Consider the following 20,234-nt stretch of genomic DNA (forward strand, 5'->3'; position numbering starts at 1 on the left):
TGCGGGCTACCGCGAGCTACTTTGCCGCGGCGCCCGAGGCCAGCGCCTTGTCGAGCGCGGTCAGCTGCGCCAGCATCCACTGCTGGAACGTCATGCCGGCCGGCTCCGTTTCGGTGACGCTCACGCTCGGCACGTGTGAATCCTGCGCGAGTTTCAGCATGCGTTTCGTGAGCGCCTCGGTGGCCTGACTGTTATAGATCAGCACCCGGACTTGCCGCTCGCGCAGATCGCGTTCGAAGGCGGCGATGTCCGAGGGGCTCGCTTCCGTGTCGTTCATCGTGGCGAGCTGGAAGTGCAGGTTGCGCATCGCAAGCCCGATCGCGTCGGACATATAGCCGAACACCGGCTCCGTGGCCGTCACCGGCTGGCCCGCGTAACGCGCGTGCATGGCCGCGACCTTGTCGTTGATGCCCTTCAGCGACCCGAGAAACGTTGCAAGGTTGGCATCGTACACGTTCTTGTGCGAGGGGTCTGCGGCCGAGAGCGCCGAGCCGATGGCGCGCGCCACGGCCGGCATCGTCGCCGGGTCGTACCAGAGGTGCGGATTGTCGCCGGCCTTCTTGCCGACGAGATCGGCGGCCACGATCGTCGCCCGCTTGCTGCTCTTCGACACGGCGAGGAGCTTCGTCATCCACGGGTCGTAGTCGGCGCCGTTGTAGACCACGATGCTGGCCTGCTGGAGCGCGCGCGCCGTCTTCGGGCTGGCCTCGAAGAGATGCGGATCCTGGTCCGGATTCGAGAGGATGCTGGTCACGTCCACGTAGCGGCCACCGATCTGCCGCACCACGTCGCCGTAGAAGTTTTCCGCTGCCACGACGGGCACTTTGCTTTCCTGCGCGAGCGCCGCATGGCTCATGGCAAGGGCCGCGGCGCTGGCCGCGAGGAGGGCGGGCAGGCGCATGCTGCGACGCAGCAGATTCCACAGCGAGTGGGCTGTCTTCATGGTTGTTCCCGGGCTTCGAGGTTGAGGAGGGTTGCGTTCGTTACGGCGTTCCCGCCGCGCCGTGGCGTTGCATTCGCCGTTTTCCGGCATGGGCTCGTGACGGCGCGCGACACGAAATCGGGATGATATAACGTATCACTATCTTTCGGCACCTCTGCCGTACAGCCATGTCGCGGACCTTGCGCGCCGCACCATCGAAATGTCACGTCGCGCCTTGACATGATCCGACTCGTATCCGATCATTCGATCACAAACAGAGCAATTGTTCGCGTGATGGGCGTTCGCTCGCTGCGTGGACGGCAGAACGATCAGGAGACAGCGAGTGGCAGCGCGATTGCAGGACAAGGTTGCGATTCTGACCGGCGCAGCAAGCGGCATTGGCGAAGCGGTGGCCCGGCGCTATCTGGAAGAAGGAGCGCGTTGCGCGCTCGTGGACCTGAAGCCGGCCGAAGGCATCGCGCCCCAGCTTGCCCGCGAGTACGGCGACCGCTTGCTCCCCCTTCATGCAGACGTCACGCGGCGCGAAGATATTGAGCGCATCGTTGCCGCCACCGTGGCGCGCTTCGGCCGCATCGACGTGCTCTTCAACAACGCGGCGCTCTTCGACATGCGGCCGCTGCTCGACGAATCCTGGGACATCTTCGACAAGCTCTTCGCCGTCAACGTGAAGGGCCTGTTCTTCCTCATGCAGGCCGTGGCGCGCCAGATGGTGAGCCAGGGCGACGGCGGCAAGATCATCAACATGTCGTCGCAGGCCGGGCGCCGCGGCGAGGCGCTGGTCTCGCACTACTGCGCGACCAAGGCCGCTGTCATCAGCTACACGCAGTCCGCGGCGCTCGCGCTTGCGCCGCACAGAATCAACGTGAACGGCATCGCCCCGGGCGTCGTCGATACCCCGATGTGGGATCAGGTCGATGCGCTCTTCGCCCGCTACGAGAACCGTCCCGTGGGCGAGAAGAAGCGGCTCGTGGGCGAAGCCGTGCCGCTTGGCCGCATGGGGCTGCCCGGCGACCTCACGGGCGCGGCGCTGTTTCTCGCTTCCGCCGACGCCGACTACATCACCGCCCAGACGCTGAACGTCGACGGCGGCAACTGGATGAGTTGAGTCCGAAGTCGAGGCCGAAGTCAGGTCCGAAGTTGAATCCAGATCGCGCTGCGCGCGGCCGCGGCGTCTGTTGTTCCGTCCATCAAGAAGGGCCTTGCGACGGCCCGCCATAACGCAGTCCATACAGGAGACAAGTCATGAAACGAGCCTTGAGAACCGCGCTTCGGGCGTTCGCCGTCGGCGCCGTCGGATGCGCCGCGGCCGCGAGCGCCTCTGCCGCGACGGTGACGATCGCCATGTTGAACAACCCCGACATGATCGAGCTGAAGAAGCTCTCGCCCGCGTTCGAAAAGGCGAATCCGGACATCAAGCTCAACTGGGTGATTCTCGAAGAGAACGTGCTGCGCCAGCGCGCCACCACCGACATCACGACCAACAGCGGCCAGTTCGACGTGATGATGATCGGCACCTACGAAACGCCGCAGTGGGGCAAACGCGGCTGGCTTTCGCCGATGTCGAACCTGCCCGCCGACTACGACCTCAACGACGTCGTGAAGACCGCGCGCGATGGTCTCTCGTACAACGGCACGCTCTACGCGCTGCCGTTCTACGTCGAAAGCTCCATGACGTTCTATCGCAAGGACCTGTTCGCGGCCAAGGGACTCAAGATGCCCGACCAGCCCACCTACGACCAGATCGCCCAGTTCGCCGACAAGCTCACGGACAAGGCCAGCGGCACCTACGGCATCTGCCTGCGCGGCAAGGCCGGCTGGGGCGAGAACATGGCCTACGTCACGACGCTCGTGAACACCTTCGGCGGCCGCTGGTTCGACGAGAAGTGGAACGCGCAGCTCACCTCGCCCGAGTGGAAGAAGGCGGTGAACTTCTATGTCGACCTGCTGAAGAAGGACGGCCCGCCGGGAGCCAGCTCGAACGGCTTCAACGAAAACCTCACGCTGATGTCGTCGGGCAAGTGCGCCATGTGGATCGATGCGACCGTGGCCGCCGGCATGCTCTACAACAAGCAGCAGTCGCAGGTGGCCGACAAGATCGGCTTTGCCGCGGCGCCGGTCGAAGTCACGCCGAAGGGCTCGCACTGGCTGTGGTCGTGGGCGCTCGCCATTCCGAAGTCCTCGAAGCAGCAGGACGCGGCGAAGAAGTTCATCACGTGGGCCACGTCGAAGGGCTACATCGAGATGGTGGCCAAGGACGAGGGCTGGGCATCGGTGCCGCCGGGTACGCGTGAATCCACCTATCAGCGCGCCGAGTACAAGCAGGCGGCGCCGTTTTCCGAGTTCGTGCTGAAGGCGATCCAGACCGCCGACCCGAATTCGCCGACCGCGCAAAAGGTGCCGTACACGGGCGTGCAATTCGTTGGCATCCCTGAGTTCCAGTCGTTCGGTACCGTGGTGGGTCAAAGCATTGCCGGTGCGCTGGCAGGCCAGATGTCGGTCGACCAGGCACTGCAGGCAGGCAACGCCACGGCGGATCGCGCCGTGCGCCAGGCCGGCTATCTGAAGTAACTTGAAGTGACTTGAAGTAACCCGCAGCAAGCGTTCCGGCCGCGGCGCAATCGTACTTGGCATGTTGCGTCTCAGCCGGAACCCGTAGCACCCGAGCGGGCCGCAGCACTTCCGGGCCCGCTCCAACCGAAGGGTGGTCACGATCATGCGTCATCTCCATCTCCCCCTCATGCACGTCCACCGCGAAACCACCGTAGAGGCGAGCGAAGTCGGCAAGCGCCGTCCGTCGCGCTGGCTGATGACGCCGTCCGTCGCAGTCCTGCTGCTCTGGATGGCCATTCCGCTCGCGATGACCATCTGGTATTCGTTCTCGCGCTACAACCTGCTGAACCCTGATGTGAAGGGCTTCGCGGGCCTCGACAACTACCGTTTTCTCGCCACCGATCCGTCGTTCCTGCCCTCCATCGCCCACACGCTCGAACTGATCGGCGCGGTGCTGGTGATTACCGTGGTGGGCGGCGTGCTGATGGCGGTGCTGTTCGACCGCAAGTTCTACGGCCAGGGCGTGGCGCGACTGCTCGCCATCGCGCCGTTCTTCGTGATGCCCACGGTGAGCGCGCTGATCTGGAAGAACATGATCCTGCACCCCGTGTACGGACTCGTGGCCGCGGGCATGCGCGCGCTGGGCCTCACGCCCATCGACTGGTTCGCCCAGTACCCGCTCACGGCCGTCATCATGATCGTGGCGTGGCAGTGGCTGCCGTTCGCGTTCCTGATCCTCTTCACGGCCATTCAGTCGCTCGACCAGGAACAGAAGGAAGCGGCGCGCATCGATGGCGCCGGGGCTTTCTCGATGTTCTTCTACATCACGCTGCCGCACCTGAAGCGCGCCATCGCCGTGGTGGTCATGATGGAGACCATCTTCCTGCTCTCGATCTTCGCGGAGATCTACACGACGACAGGCGGCGGTCCCGGCAACGCCACGACCAACCTCTCGTATCTGATCTATTCGATGGGCCTGCAGCAGTTCGACGTCGGCATTGCGTCGGCGGGCGGCATTCTCGCCGTGGTGCTCGCGAACATCGTGTCGTTCTTCCTCGTGCGCATGCTCGCGAGGAACCTGAAAGGGGAGTACGAAAAATGAGCCAGCTTGCTGCTTCTTCCGCTCCTTCCGCTGCGGTGGCGCGCGCGCCCGGCGCTTCGCCGCTCGCCATGATCCGCCGCAGCATTCCAGGCATTCTCGCGTGGCTAATCGCGCTGCTGCTGTTCTTCCCGATCTTCTGGATGGCCATTACGGCGTTCAAGACCGAACAGCAGGCGTACGCGTCGACGCTTTTCTTCATGCCGACGCTGGAGAGTTTTCGCGAGGTCTTCGCACGCAGCGATTACTTCGCGTTCGCCTGGAATTCGGTGCTGATCTCCGTGGGCGTTACCGTCATCTGCCTGCTGTTCGCGGTGCCCGCGGCTTACGCGATGGCGTTCTTCCCCGACCACCGCACGCAGAAGATCCTGCTGTGGATGCTCTCGACGAAGATGATGCCGTCCGTCGGCGTGCTCGTGCCCATCTACGTGCTCTGGAAAAACAGCGGCCTGCTGGATACGGTGTGGGGCCTCGTGATCGTCTACTCGCTCATCAATCTGCCCATTGCGGTGTGGATGGCCTTCACGTACTTCAACGAGATACCGCGCGACATCCTGGAAGCGGGCCGCATCGACGGCGCCGCGACCTGGCAGGAAATCGTCTATCTGCTGATGCCGATGGCGTTGCCCGGGCTTGCCTCGACGGCGCTCTTGCTCGTGATCCTCTCGTGGAACGAGGCGTTCTGGAGCATCAATCTGTCGAGTTCCCACGCGGCGCCGTTGACCGTATTCATCGCGTCGTATTCGAGCCCTGAAGGGTTGTTCTGGGCGAAGCTTTCGGCCGCTTCGCTGCTCGCGGTGGCGCCCATTCTGATCGTCGGCTGGCTTTCGCAGAAGCAGCTGGTGCGCGGCCTCACGTTCGGGGCGGTCAAATGACGGCAGCGGTAACGACGGCAGCGCGCGATGCCACTGCGCTCGCGCTGATCTGCGACTGCGATGGCGTGCTGATCGACAGCGAAGCCGTGGCGGCGCGCGTGCTGGTGCGCGAACTCGAAGCGCGCTGGCCCGACGCCGCAGTGGAGCCGGTCGTCATGCCGCTGCTCGGCCTGCGTATCGAGCGTGTGCTGCAAGGCGCGGCGGGCCAGCTTGGCAGGACGTTGGGCGACGACGAAGTGGCGGCCATCCGCAGCACCGTGGAAGCCGCCGCCGTGGATGCGCCCACCGTGCAAGGCGTGGCCGCCGCGCTCGAGCAGATTCCGTTCACCAAGGCCTGCGCGAGCAACAGCTACCGCGCCTACGTGCGCACCGTGCTTACGCGCACGGGGCTCGCCACGTTTTTCGGCGAGCGGCTCTTTTGCGCGGACGCCGTTGCGCAGCCCAAGCCCGCGCCCGACGTTTACCTGGCTGCGGCGCAAGGGCTCGGTCTCGCGCCGCACGCGTGCCTCGTGGTGGAAGACAGCGTGACGGGCGTGACGGCCGCGAGCGCGGCCGGCATGACGGTGCTGGGTTTCATCGGCGGCACGCATGTCGGCGGGCACCAGGCGAGCGCGCTGCAGTCCGCCGGTGCGCATTACGTATTCGACGACATGCGCGAGCTGCCCGCGCTTGCCGCGCAGTGGCAGCAGCGTGCGGCAGTGGGCTCGTATTGAGTCTCGCGAGACAGCGCCTCAGTGCGAGACGACGGAAAGTGCAACGGGCAGTCCAAGCAGTACCCGCAACACCCGCAAAATTCGGAGACACATCATGGCAAGCGTGACCTTGCGTAACGTGAACAAGCGCTACGACGACAACGAAGTGCTGCGCAACGTGAACCTCGACATCGCCGACGGCGAGTTCGTCGTGTTCGTCGGCCCGAGCGGATGCGGGAAATCCACGCTGATGCGCATGATCGCGGGGCTCGAAGAAATCAGCGGGGGCGACCTCATGATCGACGGCTCGCGCATGAACGAAGTGCCGCCCGCCAAGCGCGGCATCGCGATGGTGTTCCAGTCGTACGCGCTCTATCCGCACATGACGCTCTACGACAACATGGCGTTCGGCCTCAAGCTCGCGGGCGCGAAGAAGCCCGAGATCGATGCGGCCGTGAAGAACGCCGCGAAGATCCTGCACATCGACCATCTGCTCGACCGCAAGCCGAAGCAGCTGTCGGGCGGCCAGCGTCAACGCGTGGCCATTGGCCGCGCGATCACGCGCAAGCCGAAGGTCTTTCTGTTCGACGAGCCGCTTTCGAATCTCGACGCCGCGCTGCGCGTGAAGATGCGCCTCGAGTTCGCGCGTCTGCACGACGAGCTGAAGACCACGATGATCTACGTGACGCACGACCAGGTGGAAGCCATGACGCTCGCCGACAAGATCGTCGTGCTCTCCGCGGGCAACGTCGAACAGGTGGGTTCGCCGAACCTGCTCTATCACGCGCCGGCCAATCGCTTCGTGGCGGGCTTCATCGGCTCGCCGAAGATGAATTTCCTCGACGGCGTGGTGCGGTCCGTATCGCGCGACGGCGTACTCGTGGCCTTTGCGACGGGCGAGACGCAGAAGGTTGCCGTAGAGCCGGGCGCGGCGCGCGAGGGCGACAAGGTGTCCGTGGGCATTCGGCCCGAGCACTTGCACGTGGGCGCGGGCGAGTACGGCGTGAGCGCTCGCACGATGACGGTGGAATCGCTCGGCGACGCGGCCTATCTGTATGCGGAGTCGTCGGTGGCGCCGGACGGGCTGATTGCACGCATTCCGCCGCTCGAAAAGCACGAGCACGGTGAGACGCTGATGCTCGGCGCCGCGCCCGAGCATTGCCATCTGTTCGATGCAAACGGGCAGGCGTTCGCGCGCAAGATCGTGGAGGTGCTGGCGGCTTGATATCGGCTTGATATCGGCTTGACATCGGCTTGATACCGGATTGAAGCCGGCGCGATGGAGAGGGCCGTTCAAGAGCGATTAAAGGCTCTCTTCCAGCGCCGCCTGTGCAGAAAGCTCGTCCGTGACGAGCCCCGAGAGCCAGCCGCCCTTGAGCGCCGCGAGTACCGCCTGGCGCTTGCGCTCGCCGCCCGCAAAGCCGATGGTGGGGCGGAGAGGCGGCGAATCCAGCCGGATGCTCGTCACGCGCCGTCCCGTGGGCGATTCCACGCGACGGCCGGAAGCGTCGATCGGCAAGCCCAGCATTTCCGCCACCGCGCCCAGTTGCGTCAACTCGCGCACTTCGGCTGACGTAATGAAGCCGTCTTCGTGCAGCGGACAGTTCGGCCCGATGTTGCCGATGCCCACGAACGCCACGTCCGCTTCGCCCGAAAGCCCTTCCACGATCCGATAGAGCCGGTGATTGCACCATTGCGCGCGTTCGGCCTCGTTGTCGGCAATGAGCGGCGCCGGCAGCAGAAAGTGCTTGCCGCCCGTCTTCTCCGAAATATGCAGCGCGACGTCGTAGCGGTTCGACGAGCCGTCCTGCGCAATCGCGCCCACCATCGAAACGAGCCGATGCTGCGGACGGTCGAGCTGCGCGATCTGATCGACGGCGGCCTTCAGCGTGCGGCCGCTGCTCACGGCGATCACCATCGGCTTTTCTTCGGTGAGGTAGCGCTCCATGACCTGGGCGCCCGCCACGGCGAGCTTGCGGTCGATCTCTTCGGGGCTGTCGTGGTCCACGGGCACCACCTCGCACACCGTGAGGCCGTAGCGCTTCGAGAGACGGTCGGCAAGCGCGAGGCAATCGGCGAGCCGGTGATCCACGCGCACCCGGATCAGGTTCTTTTCGACCGCGAACGCCACGAGCCGCTGCGCGACGGGCCGCGAGACCTGCAACTTCTCGGCAATTTCGTTCTGCGTGTTGCCCGCTACGTAGTAGAGCCACGCGGCGCGAGTAGCGAGGTCGAGTTTTTCGGATGACTTGGGCACGATGATTCGTCTCGAAAGACCTGGGCGGCGCCTGCTGGCTTTACCGGATGCGCGACTATACCAGCGGCGGGAAGGGCATTTTCGTGCGCTTCGGGAGCACTCGCGTCACGTTGCGCGTGGCAACTGCGTGACGCGACGCGAGGCTAGGCGAGCCGCTCTCGCGACGGATCGAAGAGCGGACGCACATGCCGGTACAACGCGCGAAAACTGTCGAGCCGCGCGCGCAAGGCGACATGGCGCTCGCGATTCGGCGTGAATTCCGCTAGCACGGGCGGCTTCGTCAGCACCACGTGCGGGTCGCCGCCGGCCGCGAGCCAGCCGAGGCGCGCCGCACCCAGTGCCGCACCCGTTTCGCCGCCGCCGTGCTGGCGCGTGGGCGTGTCGAACGCGTCGGCGAGCAGTTGCGCCCAGTAGCGGCTGCGCGCGCCGCCGCCCAGCATCGAAAGCGGACCTGTTTCGGTGCCCGCGGCACGCAGCGCGTCGAGACCGTCGGTGAGCGCAAGCGTCACGCCTTCCAGCACGGCGTAGCCGAGCAGCGCGCGGTCCGTTGCGTGCGTCATGCCGAAGAACACGCCCTGCGCATACGGGTCGTTGTGCGGCGTGCGCTCGCCCGAGAGGTAAGGCAAAAGGAGCGGTGCGGTGGCGAGCGCGTCGGGCGAAAGTTGCTCGACTTCGGCGAGCAGCGTGGGTTCGTCGGTGGAGGTGAGCTTGCAGACCCAGCGCAGGCAGCTTGCGGCGGAAAGCACCACGCTCATCTGATGCCAGCGGTCGGGAATCGCATGACAGAACGCGTGCACGGCCGACGCAGGATTGGGCCGGAAACGGTCGCCCACCACGCACAGCACGCCCGAGGTGCCGAGCGAGACGAAGCCGTCGCCCGGTTGCGTGGCGCCGATGCCGATCGCGCTTGTCGCGTTGTCGCCGCCGCCCGCAGCCACGATCACTTCCGGCGAGAGGCCGAGTTCGCGCGCGACGTTGGGCAGCAACGTGCCCGAAGGCGCGCTGCCTTCGGCAAGACGCGGCATCTGTGAGCGGCGCATGTCGCAGGCCGCGAGCAGCGCGTCAGACCAGTCGCGCTTGGCGACGTCGAGCCAGAGCGTGCCGGCGGCATCGGACGGATCGGACACCTTGCCGCCTGTCAGCTTGAGACGCAGATAGTCTTTCGGCAGCAGCACGCAGGCCGTTTCGCGAAAGACGTGCGGCTCGTGGCGCGCGACCCACAGCAGCTTCGGCGCGGTGAAGCCGGGCATGGCGAGATTGCCCGCGATGTCATGCAGCTTCGGCGTGCGCGCGGTCAGTTCCGCGCATTCGTCCACGCTGCGCATGTCGTTCCAGAGAATCGCGGGACGCAGCACGCGGTCGTGCGCATCGAGCAGCACGGCGCCGTGCATCTGTCCCGAAAGGCCGATGCCGCGCACCTGCGCATACGCCTGCGGATGCCGCTCGCGCAGCGTGCGCAGCGCGCTGAGCGTGCCGGCCCACCAGTCCGCGGGATTCTGTTCGGACCAGCGCGGACGCGGGCGCGAGACCGAAAACGGCGTGCCCGCCGTACCGACCACGCGGCCGTCGGCGGCCAGCAGCAGGACTTTCACTTCGGACGTGCCGAGGTCGATGCCGAGGTACATGAGCGCTCAAACTTCGTCGTTAGGAGATGCGCTACTTTAGCCGCATGCCGTGCGTGTCGCCATGCGCATTCACCCCATTCGGCCCTATGCGCGGCCGTCAGCGTTTCGTTTGGCGAGCCACGCGTCCACGCGCGCGAGCGCGACGCGTAGCGCCCCTTCAAGCGCCGCCGTGCCCGCCATGCGGCCCCATAGCAGACGGTCCGCGGCGAACGCGGCGAGCGGGTCGGCTGCGGCGAATACGGCGCGCACCGCGCGTTCGTCCATCACGCCGTCCTGATACGTGTACGGCAATTCGCCACGCTGCCAGCGCTCGAGGAAGCGGAAGAACAGCGCGGGCAGTACCGCGGTTGCGGTGGGCTGCATGCCTGCGTCGATGCGTTGCGCGAGCGTGGGTGCAATGAAGCCGGGAATCTTCGAGAAGCCGTCTGCGGCCACCCGCTGGTTCGTGTCCTGAATGAACGGATTGCCGAAGCGTTCGAGCACCACGTCGCGATAGCGCGCGAGGTCGATCGGGCTGGGCGTGAGGCACGGGATCACGTCTTCGGTCACGTAGTCGTGCGCGAACTGGCGGATCTCGGCATCGGCGGTGCCTTCGTGGATGTAGGCGAGGCCCAGGAGTGTGCCCGCCCACGCAATGCAGCTATGGCTCGCGTTGAGAATGCGGATCTTCGCTTCCTCGTAAGGCATGACCGACTCGACCAGCTCCGCGCCCGCGCGCTCCCACGCGGGCCGCTCCGCGATGAAATGATCTTCGATCACCCACTGGATGAACGCCTCGCCCATCACGGGGCACGCGTCGTCCACGCCGGTTGCCGCGAGCACACGCTCGCGCACGTCGGGCGTGGGGCGCGGCGTGATGCGATCCACCATCGATTCGGGGCACGCCGTGTGGCTGTCGAACCACTGACGCAGCGCGGTCGCGCCGCGGCGGTCGAGAAACTCCGTCATGCCCGCGCGAAAGCGCTTGCCGTTGCTGCGCAGGTTGTCGCAGCTTTGCAGCGTGACGGGGCCCGCGTTGCGGCGCATGCGCTCTTCGAGGATGACGGCGAGCGCGCCGTAGATCGTGGTGCTTCCACCGGCGAGGTCTGCCGCGAGATCGGGGTTCGCCGTGTCGAGCCGATCGTGTTCGTCGAGGTAGTAGCCGCCTTCCGTCACCGTGAACGAAATGATCTTGCAGGCCGGGTCCGCGCCCGCTTCAACGAGCGGCGCGAGGTCCGCGGCCCAGGGCAGTACGCGGCGAATCGAGCGGATCGTCTCGTACGCGCGCTCGCCCTGCGGCGTCACGGTTTCCAGCGTGTAGACGCCGGACTGCGCGGCGAGTGCGTCGAGTACCGCGTTCATGTCGCCGCGAATGTTGCCGACGGTGAGCGACCAGTCAGCCTCGTCGGGCTGGTTAGGCGTGCGCGACTCGTTCACGCGATGCAGATACCAGGCCTGATGCGCGCGATGAAACGATCCTGCACCGATGTGCAGGATCACGTTCGCACCGCTGCGTTCGGTGTTCATGAGCGTCTCCTGAAAGGCATGCGCACGTGATGACGCACGACCGGCGTGCGTCTGTGCGTTCTATGGCGAATTGAGCGTGAGGTTCGCGAGCGGGCAAGTTGCGCGCAAAGAGAACAATTGCTCTACGTTTGAACGAATGATCGTATTCGCCGATGCGAAAGTCAAGGCGCGGCCGGCCAGTTTCGGTGGCGCAGCGCGGCGCAGACGCACTTGGGACGCGTGTCTGGAAGGGAGGGAAGCCGACGGCGGGCGAGATGCACACGCAGCAATCCGGCGCGCTGCTCTGGCTGTTGCATTGCACCAAATTTGACCTGGAACGCGTCGGGACTAACCCGAATGCAAAAAAGTATCGGTCCGGGGTCTCATTTCGAGTGGCCCCGCGCGCGCCCGGCGACTACCTTTTCGCCTAACAGAAAGCCACCGCGCTCGATGCGCTGGCCGGTCGACGAGAGACATCAGGAGGAACGCGTGCAACCCGATCTGGAGGTAGTCGACGTCCGCCGGGACGAATCGTTCAAGGTGTGGTCGCATGGCTATCCGTACCGCACGGTACGTTGGCACTTTCATCCCGAATTCGAGATCCATCTGATCGTCGCGACCACGGGCAAGATGTTCGTGGGCGACTATATCGGCGGCTTCACGCCCGGCAATCTCGTGCTGATGGGGCCGAACCTGCCGCACAACTGGGTGAGCGACGTGCCCGAAGGCGAGACCATCGCGCAACGCAATCTCGTCGTGCAGTTTGGCCAGGCGTTCGTTTCGCACTGCGCCGAGAGCTTTCCCGAGTGGCGTCAGCTTCAGCCGTTGCTCGACGACTCGCGCCGCGGCGTGCAGTTCGGGCCCGCGACGAGCGCTGCTATCCAGCCGCTTTTCGCCGAATTGCTCGAAGCGCGCGGGCTGCGCCGCATCGTGCTGTTCCTCTCGATGATGCAGATGCTCTTCGACGCCACAGACCGCCAGCTGCTCGCGAGCCCCGCGTACCAGGCCGATCCGGCGAGCTTCGCGTCCACGCGCATCAACCACGTGCTCTCGTACATCGGCAAGAACCTGGCCACCGACCTGCGCGAAGGCGAACTCGCGCGCCTCGCGGGCCAGAGCCCGAGTGCGTTTTCGCGTTACTTCCGCCGTCACACGGGACTGCCGTTCGTGCAGTACGTGAACCGCATGCGCATCAACCTCGCGTGCGAGTTGCTGATGGACCCCGAACTGAGCGTCACGGACATCTGCTTCAAGACCGGCTTCAACAACCTCTCGAACTTCAACCGCCAATTCCTCGCCGCCAAGGGCATGGCGCCTTCCATGTTCCGCCGCTACCAGCAGATGAACGACGCAAGCCGCGTCGCATCCGAAGAAGCTGCCGCGCGCGGCACGGGCATCGCCGGGGCGCCTGACATCGTGCCGGCTCCGCAGGCCAGCACGCGCTCGCCAGGCTCCCCTGGCCTGCCGGGCTCGCTCGGCCTGCGCGCGCCGGGTGCCTTGCCAGGCGCCGCTCCACCGGGCTGAACGCCCGCCCGCGCTTTCCTTTCTTCACCGCAGTTGCACCACCTCGCGCTGCCGCCGGCCGCGCGATGGGATGACTCACACTCAAAAACGGAGACGACCATGACGCACCTTTCTTCCACTGCATCGCCCGCGTGCCCTTCCTTGCATCGGTTGCATCGGCTGCGCTCGCTGCGTCCGCTTGCTGCATGCGCCGCTCTGGCGCTCGGCCTCATGGCGGGCGCCGTGCCCGCTGCGAACGCCGCGCCGCTCAAGATCGGCATGACGTTCCAGGAACTCAACAACCCGTACTTCGTGACGATGCAAAAGGCGCTCAACGACGCGGCTGCCACCATCGGCGCGCAGGTCGTGGTGACGGACGCGCATCACGACGTGAGCAAGCAGGTGAGCGACGTGGAAGACATGCTGCAGAAGAAGATCGACATCCTGCTCGTGAACCCGACGGATTCCACGGGCATTCAGTCCGCCGTCACGTCGGCGAAGAAGGCGGGCGTCGTGGTGGTGGCCGTGGACGCCAACGCGAACGGCCCCGTCGATTCGTTCGTCGGCTCGCGCAATTTCGACGCGGGCGCCATGTCGTGCGAGTACCTCGCAAAAGCAATTGGCGGCAGCGGCGAAGTGGCGATTCTCGACGGCATTCCCGTGGTGCCCATTCTCGAACGCGTGCGCGGCTGCAAGTCGGCGCTCGCGAAGTTCCCGAACGTGAAGGTGGTGGACACGCAGAACGGCAAGCAGGAGCGCGCCACGGCGCTCTCCGTCACGGAGAACATGATCCAGGCGCATTCGACCCTGAAGGGCATCTTCAGCGTGAACGACGGCGGGTCGATGGGCGCGCTCTCGGCCATCGAATCCTCGGGCAAGGACATCAAGCTCACGAGCGTGGACGGCGCGCCCGAAGCCATCACCGCGATCCAGAAGCCGAACTCGAAGTTCATCGAAACCTCCGCGCAGTTTCCGCGTGACCAGATCCGCATTGCCATCGGCATTGCGCTCGCGAAGAAGTGGGGAGCCAATGTGCCGAAGACGATTCCGGTGGACGTGAAGCTCGTCGACAAGGACAACGCGAAGGGCTTTAGCTGGTAAGCGTGAACGCCTGCGGCGCGCTGCGTGAACCCGCGCGTCGCAGGCAAAGCGAGAGGTGAAGAGGCAATGGAACCGATATTGCAGCTCGACGGCATCACGAAGCGCTTTCCCGGCGTGACGGCGCTGCAGGACATTCACCTGCGCGTTGCGCCCGGCGAAATTCACGCGCTGCTCGGCGAAAACGGCGCGGGCAAATCGACGCTCATGAAGATTCTGTGCGGCATCTATCAACCGGATGCGGGCACCATCGTGATCGATGGTGAGGCGCGCCACTTCGCGAACTATCACGACGCCGTGGCGGCGGGCGTGGGCATCGTGTTTCAGGAGTTCAGCCTGATTCCGTACCTGAACCCCGTGGAGAACATGTTTCTCGGGCGCGAGCTGCGCAACCGCTTCGGCATGATGGAGCGCGCCCGCATGCGCCGCGCGGCGGCGGAGATCTTCGCGCGGCTCGACGTCGATATCGATCTCACGGTGCCGGTGCGCGAGCTTTCGGTGGCGCAGCAGCAGTTCGTGGAAATCGGCAAGGCGCTCTCGCTCGATGCGCGCATCCTGATTCTCGACGAGCCCACGGCGACGCTTACGCCCGCCGAGGCGGGGCATCTCTTCACGATCATGCGCGAGTTGCGTCAGCAGGGCGTGGCGATGATCTTCATCTCGCACCACCTCGACGAGATCTTCGAGGTATGCGACCGAATCACGGTGCTGCGCGACGGGCAATACGTGGGCACGACGGAAGTGCACGACACCGACGTGGGCCGGCTCGTGGAGATGATGGTGGGGCGGCGCATCGAAAACAGCTTTCCGCCGAGGCCCGTCACGCCGCCGCATGCGCGCCACGCGAAGCCGGTGCTGGAAGTGGAGGCGCTGCAACTGCATCGCGACGGACCGGTCAACCACTTCACGCTGCACGAAGGCGAGATTCTGGGTTTCGCGGGACTCGTGGGATCGGGGCGAACGGAAACGGCGCTCGCCGTGATCGGCGCCGAGCCCGCGCACGTGAGGGAAGTGCGCGTACGCGGCGAGGCCGCGCACTTCACCGACCCGGCCGATGCGCTCGCCGCGGGCATCGGCATCCTGCCCGAAAGCCGCAAGACCGAAGGCCTCATTACAGACTTCTCGATTCGCCACAACATCTCCATCAACAACCTCGGCAAGTACCGCAGCCTGCGCTTCTTCGTGGACCGGCGCGGCGAGGCGCGCACCACCGCGGACGTGGTGAAGCGCGTAGGCGTCAAGGCGCCTTCCATCGACACGCGCGTGGAAACGCTTTCGGGCGGCAACCAGCAGAAGGTGGTGATCGCGCGCTGGCTCAACCACCACGCCGACATCCTGATCTTCGACGAACCCACGCGCGGCATCGACGTGGGCGCGAAGGCCGAGATCTATCAGCTGATGCGCGAACTCACAGCGCGCGGCTATTCGATCGTGATGATTTCGTCGGAGCTGCCCGAGATCGTGGGCATGTGCGACCGCGTCGCCGTATTCCGGCAGGGCCGCATCGAAGCGACGCTCGAAGGCGACGACATCGATCCGAACATCGTGATGACTTATGCGACCTCTGGCGCATCCGGAGTGCAACATGAATCTGCGTAACGAACCTTCTTCTTCAGCATCAGCATCGGCATCCGGCACAGGTGCATCGACCTTGTCGGTGCGCCGCGAACCAGAGCCGCTTTCGTTGCATCGCATCTGGCACGCGCTGCGTCGCTCCACGCTGTTCTATCCGTTCGTCGGACTCGTCGTGGTCTGCGTCGCGATGATGTTCGCGAGCAGCAGCTTTCTCTCCGCGTCGAACCTCGAAAACGTGCTGCGACAAGTCTCCATCAACGCGATCATCGCGGTGGGCATGACCTGCGTGATTCTCACAGGCGGCATCGACCTCTCGGTGGGCTCGGTGATGGCGCTCTCCGGCACGTTGGCCGCAGGGCTCATGGTGGCCGGCATGAACGCGGTGGCGGCGCTCGTGGTGGGCATTGCCGTGGGGCTCGGGTTCGGCGTCGCCAACGGCTTCTTCGTGGCCTTCGCGGGCATGCCGCCCATCATCGTGACGCTGGCCACCATGGGCGTGGCGCGCGGTCTCGCGCTCATCTACACAGGTGGCTATCCCATCGACGGCCTGCCCGACTGGGTCGGCTTCTTCGGCAGCGGCAAGGTGTTCGGCATCCAGGCGCCGGTGCTCATCATGCTTGTGGTCTATCTGCTCGCGTGGCTGCTGCTCGAACGCATGCCGTTTGGCCGCTACGTTTACGCGATTGGCGGCAACGAACAGGCCACGCGGCTTTCCGGCGTGCGCGTGGCACGCGTGAAGCTGATCGTGTACACGCTCTCTGGGCTCACCTCTGCGTTCGCGGCCATCGTGCTCACCGCGCGCCTCATGAGCGGCCAGCCGAACGCGGGCGTGGGGTTCGAGCTGGACGCCATCGCGGCCGTCGTGATGGGCGGCACGTCCATTTCAGGCGGACGCGGATCGATTGTCGGCACGCTGATTGGCGCGCTGTTGCTCGGCGTGCTGAACAACGGTCTGAACATGGTCGGCGTGAATCCGTACGTGCAGAACGTCATCAAGGGCGGAATCATCCTGCTCGCCATCTACATCAGCCGCGAACGTCGCAAGTAAGGGCGCGGTGCTCTCTCAATCTCTTTCGTTTGAACGTGAACTGGACACAACAGGCAAACCCATGACGACTCAAGACAACGATCAGCAGATGACGGCCATCGTGTGCCACGCACCGAAGGACTATCGCGTGGAGCAGGTGCGCAGGCCGCGCGCGGGGGCGCACGAACTCGTGATTCGCATTGCGGCGTGCGGCATCTGCGCGAGCGACTGCAAATGCCATTCGGGCGCAAAGATGTTCTGGGGCGGCCCGAGCCCCTGGGTGAAGGCACCCGTCATTCCGGGCCACGAGTTCTTCGGCTACGTGGAAGAAGTGGGCGAGGGCGCCGCCGAGCACTTCGGCGTGAAAGTGGGCGAACGCGTGATTGCCGAGCAGATCGTGCCGTGCGGCAAGTGCCGCTATTGCCGCTCGGGCCAGTACTGGATGTGCGAGGTGCACAACATCTTCGGCTTTCAGCGTGAAGTGGCCGACGGCGGCATGGCCGAATACATGCGCATTCCGCCCACGGCGATCGTGCACAAGATTCCCGACGGCATTTCGCTCGAAGACGCCGCGATCATCGAACCGCTCGCGTGCGCGATTCACACCGTCAATCGCGGCGACATCCAGCTGGACGACGTGGTGGTGATCGCGGGCGCCGGGCCGCTCGGGCTCATGATGACGCAGGTGGCGCACCTCAAGACGCCGAAGAAACTCGTCGTGATCGACCTCGTGGAAGAGCGGCTCGCACTGGCCCGCGAATACGGCGCGGACGTCACGATCAATCCCACGCGCGAAGATGCGCTCGCCATCGTGCGCTCGCTCACCAACGACTACGGCTGCGACGTCTACATCGAAACCACGGGCGTGCCCGCGGGCGTGAACCAGGGCATGGACCTGATCCGCAAGCTGGGCCGCTTCGTCGAGTTCTCCGTATTCGGCAGCGACGCCACGGTGGACTGGTCGATCATCGGCGACCGCAAGGAACTCGATGTGCGCGGCGCGCACCTGGGGCCGTACTGCTACCCCATCGCCATCGACCTGCTCGCGCGCGGGCTCGTCACGTCGAAGGGGATTGTCACGCACGGCTTTTCGCTGGAAGAATGGGACGAGGCGATCAAGGTGGCGAACTCGCTCGATTCGATCAAGGTGCTCATGAAGCCACGCAAATAGCAGAACTACGGAGACAGCATGGAATACGTCATCGGCGTGGACATCGGCACGCAAAGCACCAAGGCGCTGCTCGTGGACCGCAACGGCGCGATCGTGGCGCAGCATGCCTCGGCCTACCAGCCCGATACGCCGAAGCCGCTCTGGGCCGAGCAATGGCCTTCGGTGTGGCTCAAGGCCGTGAGCGAGTGCATTGCACGTTGCGTGGCGACCGCGCGCGAAGCAGGCGTGGCCGCGGCGGACATCAAGGCGGCATGCGTGAGCAGCCTGTACGGTGGATCGGGCATTGCCGTGGACAACGAGATGCGCCCGCTGCACCCGTGCCTCATCTGGATGGACCGCCGCGCCACGGCCGAAGTGGAATGGGTACGCGAGCACGTGGACCTCGAACGGCTCTACGCAATTACGGGCAACGGCGTGGACAGCTACTACGGCTACACGAAGATCCTGTGGCTGCGCGAGCATCAGCCGGACGTGTGGGCCAACACGCGCTACTTCCTGCCGCCGAACGCGTACATCATCTATTTGCTCACGGGCGAGGTCGCCGTGGATCACAGCTCGGCGGGCAACATCGGCGGCGTGTACGACATCGCGCGGCGCGACTGGTCCGACGAGGCGCTCGACATGCTCGGCATTCCGGCCACGATGATGCCCGAGCGTCTTGTGGAGTCGTCCGAGGTGGTGGGCGGGTTGCTCTCGCAATGGTGCGAGTCGCTCGGACTCGAAGCGGGCACGGCCGTGGTGGCGGGCGGCGTGGACGCGGCCGTGGCCACCTTCGCGGCCGGCGTGACGAAGCCGGGCCAGCACGTGGCGATGATCGGCACCAGCATGTGCTGGGGCTACCTCAACCAGCAGGTGGACGCGCATCACGGGCTCGTGGCCATGCCGCACGTGTTCAACGCGCAGCGCGACCTCTACGTGTTCGGCGGCGCGATCACGGCGGGCGCGTCGGTCGCCTGGTATCGCGAGCAGTTCTGCCACGCGGAGATCGAAGCTGCGCGCGCCACGTCGCACGGCGACGCGCATCGCCTGCTCGAAGAGGCCGCGTCCAGCGTACCCGCAGGCTCGGACGGCGTGACGTTCCTGCCGTATCTGATGGGCGAGCGCAGCCCCGTGTGGGACGCGAAGGCAAGCGGCGCGTTCGTCGGGCTCAGTCTCTTTCATACGCGGGCGCATCTGTACCGCGCGGTGCTCGAAGGCGTGTCGTTCGCGTTGCAGCACAACATCGAGGCGGGCCGCCAAGGCGCACGGTCGCTCGACGACCGGCTCATCGTAGTGGGCGGCGCCGCGCATTCGAACCTCTGGATGCAGATCATCGCGGACATCACGGGCTATCGCGTTTTCACCATCGAGCAGGACGTGGAAGCCGCGATGGGCGCCGCGCTGCTCGCGGCGGTGGGTGCGGGCGTGACCTCGCACGAAGCCGCGGAGCGCGGCTGGATCACGCTCGTGGAGCGCGCGCAGCCGGACGCCGCGCGCAAGGCGCTCTACGCGCAGCGTTACGCCATCTACAAAGACCTCTACCCGGCGCTCAAGCCGATCATGCACAGGCTGCAATCCACATGAACACGCAATTCGATTTCAGCGGACGCTCGATCCTGGTCACCGGCGCATCGAGCGGCATTGGACGCACAACCGTGGAGCGCCTGTGCGCCAGCGGCGCGAAGGTAGTCGCGGCGGCACGCAACGTGGAGGCGCTCGCACAACTGGCCGGGCAAACGGGCTGCAAGCCGCTCGCGCTCGATGTGAGCGACGAGGTCGCGATTGCCGATGCCTTCGCTGCACTCGGTCCGTTCGATGGCCTCGTGAACTGCGCGGGCGTAACCGGACTTGCGCCTGCAATCGACACCACGGCGGAAGGCTTCGACCGTCTGATGGCCGTGAACGCGCGCGGCGCGGCATTGGTGGCGCGGCACGTGGCGCGCGGCATGATCGACGCGAAACGCGCGGGCAGCATCGTCAACGTGTCGAGTCAGGCGGCGCTCGCGGCGCTCGATCAGCATCTGGCTTACTGCGCGTCGAAGGCGGCGCTCGATGCGATTACGCGCGTGCTGTGTCTGGAACTCGGGCCGTACGGCATTCGCGTGAACAGCGTCAATCCCACGGTGACGCTCACGCCAATGGCGGTCGAGGCCTGGAGCGAGCCGACGAAGCGCGCGGCGGCGCTCGAACGCATTCCGCTCAAGCGTTTCGCCGAGCCGCACGAAGTGGCCGCGCCCGTGATGTTTCTGTTGAGCGATGCCGCTTCGATGATTAGCGGCGTGGCGTTGCCCGTGGACGGCGGGTTTCTCGCGCAGTGAAGCGTGTGCCCGGTGTGGGCCCGTTATGGGCTGCTCG

General features: G+C 65.6%; 17 protein-coding genes. 13 read left to right on the forward strand and 4 right to left on the reverse strand.

Annotated features, from left to right (window positions below):
* Positions 1 to 16 precede the first annotated feature (16 nt).
* Entirely contained in the window at positions 17 to 943 is a 927-nt protein-coding gene (locus PKKP23_RS10105) for a metal ABC transporter solute-binding protein (protein WP_126876770.1), read from the reverse strand.
* A gap of 322 nt (positions 944 to 1,265) precedes the next feature.
* Between PKKP23_RS10105 and PKKP23_RS10110 the strand changes: the two genes are divergently transcribed.
* The 6 genes from PKKP23_RS10110 (at position 1,266) to PKKP23_RS10135 (ending at position 7,384) form a co-directional block, all read left to right on the forward strand.
* Positions 1,266 to 2,048 carry an L-iditol 2-dehydrogenase gene (locus PKKP23_RS10110; RefSeq protein ID WP_017772842.1) on the forward strand — a complete coding sequence of 261 codons (783 nt, stop codon included), beginning with the start codon at positions 1,266 to 1,268 and terminating at the stop codon, positions 2,046 to 2,048.
* 137 nt (positions 2,049 to 2,185) lie between these two features.
* Complete coding sequence (locus PKKP23_RS10115) at positions 2,186 to 3,511, forward strand: ABC transporter substrate-binding protein (protein ID WP_126876771.1); 1,326 nt, start codon at positions 2,186 to 2,188, stop codon at positions 3,509 to 3,511.
* Positions 3,512 to 3,644: 133 nt separating this feature from the next.
* On the forward strand, positions 3,645 to 4,595 hold the full coding sequence (locus PKKP23_RS10120) for a carbohydrate ABC transporter permease (RefSeq protein ID WP_420873211.1): 951 nt from the start codon (positions 3,645 to 3,647) through the stop codon (positions 4,593 to 4,595).
* Between the two features lie 68 nt (positions 4,596 to 4,663).
* Positions 4,664 to 5,467 (forward strand): carbohydrate ABC transporter permease, encoded by an 804-nt coding sequence (locus PKKP23_RS10125; RefSeq protein WP_176048921.1) that lies wholly within the window; start codon positions 4,664 to 4,666, stop codon positions 5,465 to 5,467.
* Complete coding sequence (locus PKKP23_RS10130) at positions 5,464 to 6,180, forward strand: HAD family hydrolase (RefSeq protein ID WP_017772846.1); 717 nt, start codon at positions 5,464 to 5,466, stop codon at positions 6,178 to 6,180. The genes PKKP23_RS10125 and PKKP23_RS10130 overlap by 4 nt, the downstream gene beginning before the upstream one ends.
* Before the next feature lie 94 nt (positions 6,181 to 6,274).
* On the forward strand, positions 6,275 to 7,384 hold the full coding sequence (locus PKKP23_RS10135) for an ABC transporter ATP-binding protein (RefSeq protein ID WP_126876773.1): 1,110 nt from the start codon (positions 6,275 to 6,277) through the stop codon (positions 7,382 to 7,384).
* Between the two features lie 78 nt (positions 7,385 to 7,462).
* On the opposite strand, the gene PKKP23_RS10140 is transcribed toward PKKP23_RS10135, so the two are convergent.
* The 3 genes from PKKP23_RS10140 to dalD form a co-directional block, all read right to left on the reverse strand.
* A complete protein-coding gene (locus PKKP23_RS10140) occupies positions 7,463 to 8,416 on the reverse strand; it encodes a sugar-binding transcriptional regulator (protein ID WP_017772848.1) in 954 nt (317 codons plus the stop codon).
* A 143-nt stretch (positions 8,417 to 8,559) separates the two neighbouring features.
* Positions 8,560 to 10,041 carry a xylulokinase gene (gene xylB, locus PKKP23_RS10145; protein ID WP_126876774.1) on the reverse strand — a complete coding sequence of 494 codons (1,482 nt, stop codon included), beginning with the start codon at positions 10,039 to 10,041 and terminating at the stop codon, positions 8,560 to 8,562.
* An 84-nt stretch (positions 10,042 to 10,125) separates the two neighbouring features.
* Entirely contained in the window at positions 10,126 to 11,547 is a 1,422-nt protein-coding gene (gene dalD, locus PKKP23_RS10150) for a D-arabinitol 4-dehydrogenase (protein ID WP_126876775.1), read from the reverse strand.
* A gap of 468 nt (positions 11,548 to 12,015) precedes the next feature.
* Here dalD and PKKP23_RS10155 point away from each other — a divergent pair, with 468 nt between their 5' ends.
* The 7 genes from PKKP23_RS10155 (at position 12,016) to PKKP23_RS10185 (ending at position 20,197) form a co-directional block, all read left to right on the forward strand.
* Positions 12,016 to 13,050: an AraC family transcriptional regulator gene (locus PKKP23_RS10155; protein WP_161978090.1), complete on the forward strand. Its 1,035-nt coding sequence runs from the start codon at positions 12,016 to 12,018 to the stop codon at positions 13,048 to 13,050.
* 99 nt (positions 13,051 to 13,149) lie between these two features.
* Positions 13,150 to 14,130: an ABC transporter substrate-binding protein gene (locus tag PKKP23_RS10160; RefSeq protein ID WP_126876777.1), complete on the forward strand. Its 981-nt coding sequence runs from the start codon at positions 13,150 to 13,152 to the stop codon at positions 14,128 to 14,130.
* Between the two features lie 66 nt (positions 14,131 to 14,196).
* On the forward strand, positions 14,197 to 15,726 hold the full coding sequence (locus PKKP23_RS10165) for a sugar ABC transporter ATP-binding protein (RefSeq protein ID WP_126876778.1): 1,530 nt from the start codon (positions 14,197 to 14,199) through the stop codon (positions 15,724 to 15,726).
* Positions 15,713 to 16,750 carry an ABC transporter permease gene (locus tag PKKP23_RS10170; protein WP_126876779.1) on the forward strand — a complete coding sequence of 346 codons (1,038 nt, stop codon included), beginning with the start codon at positions 15,713 to 15,715 and terminating at the stop codon, positions 16,748 to 16,750. Before PKKP23_RS10165 ends, PKKP23_RS10170 begins: the two co-directional genes overlap by 14 nt.
* A gap of 61 nt (positions 16,751 to 16,811) precedes the next feature.
* Positions 16,812 to 17,900, forward strand: coding sequence for an erythritol/L-threitol dehydrogenase (locus tag PKKP23_RS10175; protein WP_017772856.1), 1,089 nt, complete (start codon positions 16,812 to 16,814; stop codon positions 17,898 to 17,900).
* An 18-nt stretch (positions 17,901 to 17,918) separates the two neighbouring features.
* The gene (locus tag PKKP23_RS10180; protein ID WP_126876780.1) at positions 17,919 to 19,463 is read left to right on the forward strand and encodes an FGGY-family carbohydrate kinase; all 1,545 of its coding nucleotides are present in this window, start codon (positions 17,919 to 17,921) and stop codon (positions 19,461 to 19,463) included.
* Positions 19,460 to 20,197 carry an SDR family oxidoreductase gene (locus tag PKKP23_RS10185; protein ID WP_126876781.1) on the forward strand — a complete coding sequence of 246 codons (738 nt, stop codon included), beginning with the start codon at positions 19,460 to 19,462 and terminating at the stop codon, positions 20,195 to 20,197. Before PKKP23_RS10180 ends, PKKP23_RS10185 begins: the two co-directional genes overlap by 4 nt.
* The last annotated feature ends 37 nt before the right edge of the window (positions 20,198 to 20,234 follow it).

Source organism: Paraburkholderia kururiensis JCM 10599 = LMG 19447 (genome assembly GCF_003986935.1).
Taxonomy (GTDB): domain Bacteria; phylum Pseudomonadota; class Gammaproteobacteria; order Burkholderiales; family Burkholderiaceae; genus Paraburkholderia; species Paraburkholderia kururiensis.